1 protein-coding gene is annotated in these 2,303 nt (G+C 56.5%); it reads right to left on the minus strand.

Annotation, left to right across the window (positions count from 1 at the left end):
* Positions 1–309: 309 nt before the first annotated feature.
* On the minus strand, positions 310–2,004 hold the full coding sequence (locus RX395_RS09630; protein WP_316367234.1) for a phospho-sugar mutase: 1,695 nt from the start codon (positions 2,002–2,004) through the stop codon (positions 310–312).
* Positions 2,005–2,303: the final 299 nt, after the last annotated feature.

Raw genomic sequence — 2,303 nt, forward strand, 5'->3', positions numbered from 1 at the left:
CCTTGCGAAAAACAAATCCAAGTTAGACCATTTCAAATGGTTCGATGTCTGCCCGGATGCGACACTTGAAGTGTCCATCCTCGCAGTATCCGGTTCTCAAGGTGCACGCCTGCGCTGGTTCCCGGTTGCACCGGGCCGCGCGGCAAGGAGATATATTGCCAGACCGGAGGGGCCCCGGGGGCGGGAATCTGGTCGTACACATTTCCTACACAGTTTGGGATTCTCAGCTGTATTTGCCAGTAATAAAGAGGGGACCTCGTTTCCGAGATCCCCTCCTCCGTCTAACTATAGAAATAGGTTTTCAAAGCCTTAGGCCAACAGCTTGCGACCGGACTCTTCAATCGCGTCAAGTGCTGCATCTGCCTCGGCGGCATCCGCGCCCTTAGCGAAGATGTACAGCTTAATCTTGGGCTCGGTGCCGGAAGGACGAACAATACCCTTGTTGCCACCCTCAAGATCGAACTCAATAACATTAGCCTTCGGCAGGCCGTTCACGCAGGTGTTGTAATCAACGACGGCCTCAATCTTGGAACCGGCGAGCTCCGCGGGCGAGTTCTCGCGCAGACCGGCCATGATGCCGGCCATCTTTGCCGCACCCTCAGCACCCGGATAGCTCAGCGAAATCGTCTTGTTGTGATAGTAGCCATACTTCTCGTACAGCTCGTGCATCGCGTCGGCAAGGTTCTTTCCCTGGAGCTTGTAATACTGCGCCATCTGGCAAATCAAAAGCGAAGTGCTCACGGCGTCCTTGTCGCGCACGTGGTCGCCGGCCAGATAGCCGTAGCTCTCCTCAAAACCGAAGATAAAGCGATCGACCTCGCCAGCATCGGAAAGAGAAGTAATGATGTCGCCGATGTACTTGAAGCCCGTCAGGCAGCGGCGGAGCTCAAAACCGTACTCGTCGGCCAGAGCGTCAACCATGGCGGAAGAAACGATAGTAGTAACGGCGACCTTCTTAGTGAGCTCCTCACCGCGGGCAGCACGGGTCTTGCAGATATAGTCGAGCAGCAGAACGCCCATCTCATTGCCGGTCAGCAGCAGATAGTCATCGCCATTCTTAACGGCAACGCCAACACGGTCGGCGTCGGGATCGGTTGCAAGCAGCAAATCAGGGTGAACCTGCTCGCAGAGATCGATGCCCTTCTGCATGGCCTGACGGATCTCGGGGTTAGGATACGGGCAGGTCGGGAAATCGCCGTTAGGCTCCTTCTGCTCGGGAACAACCGTGACATCGGTGATGCCAGCGCGCTCGAGCACCGTCGTGACGGGAATGAGGCCAGTGCCGTTGAGCGGAGTGTAGACGAGCTTAAGCGGAGCGCCAGCGATCTCCTCGGCAGAAAGGTTAGTCACGCCGCGGGCGAGAACGGCGTCGTAATAACGCTCGAGGCACGAGTCATCGATCCATTTGACCAGACCCTGCTCAAGAGCCTCATCGAAGTCCATGGACTTCACGCCGGTGAACGTATCGGTCTCGGCGATAGCCTTAGAAATTGCATCGGCGGCCTCGCTGGTGATCTGGCAGCCGTCGGCGCCATAGGCCTTATAGCCGTTATAAGGCGCCGGATTATGACTAGCGGTCATGCAAATGCCACCGGAGCACTTAAGGTCGCGGACGGCCCAGGAGAGCGTCGGCACAGGAGAAATCTTGGGATACACGAGGGCAGTCACGCCGTTTGCTGCAAGAATGGCAGCCGTCGTCTTGACGAACAGCTCGCCTTTATTGCGGCTATCGCGAGCAATGGCGACCGTCGGATGCTCGAAGGTCGCATTGAGGTAGTCAGCGAATCCCTGGGTCGCACGACCGACCGTATAGATATTCATACGGTTAGTGCCCGCACCGATAGTGCCGCGAAGGCCGGCAGTACCGAAGGCGAGATCCTGGAAGAAAGCGTCGGTGATGGCGTCCTCGTCACCCTGCTCCTTCATCGTGTTAAGCTCAGCGAGGAGCTCCTCGTCCTTGACATTGGCAATCCAAGTATCAAGCAGCTCATGAACATCTGCCATGTGAGTCCTTCCGTCACAATCAATAAAACGACCCGTGTAAAACAGGACAAGCGCAGCAGTGCGCTAAAGCAAATATTAGTCCATTGAGAACAAAGAACCGACCAAAGAACGGTGAACGTCTATATTCAGCGGTGGATGATTAAATTGATTTAATTGCATAAGGAATGTTTCACGCAAACGCAAAAAAGGGGGAGGCCGCGAGGCCTCCCCCTTCTCAGTTCAAGCGTACGGCTCGGTGCCGTCCACCGGTCAGCGGCGCCCTGGCCTCCCACGGGCTGACCCCGCAGTACTCTCGGCGC

The sequence above is a fragment of the Collinsella aerofaciens genome, assembly GCF_032584215.1.
Lineage (GTDB): Bacteria > Actinomycetota > Coriobacteriia > Coriobacteriales > Coriobacteriaceae > Collinsella.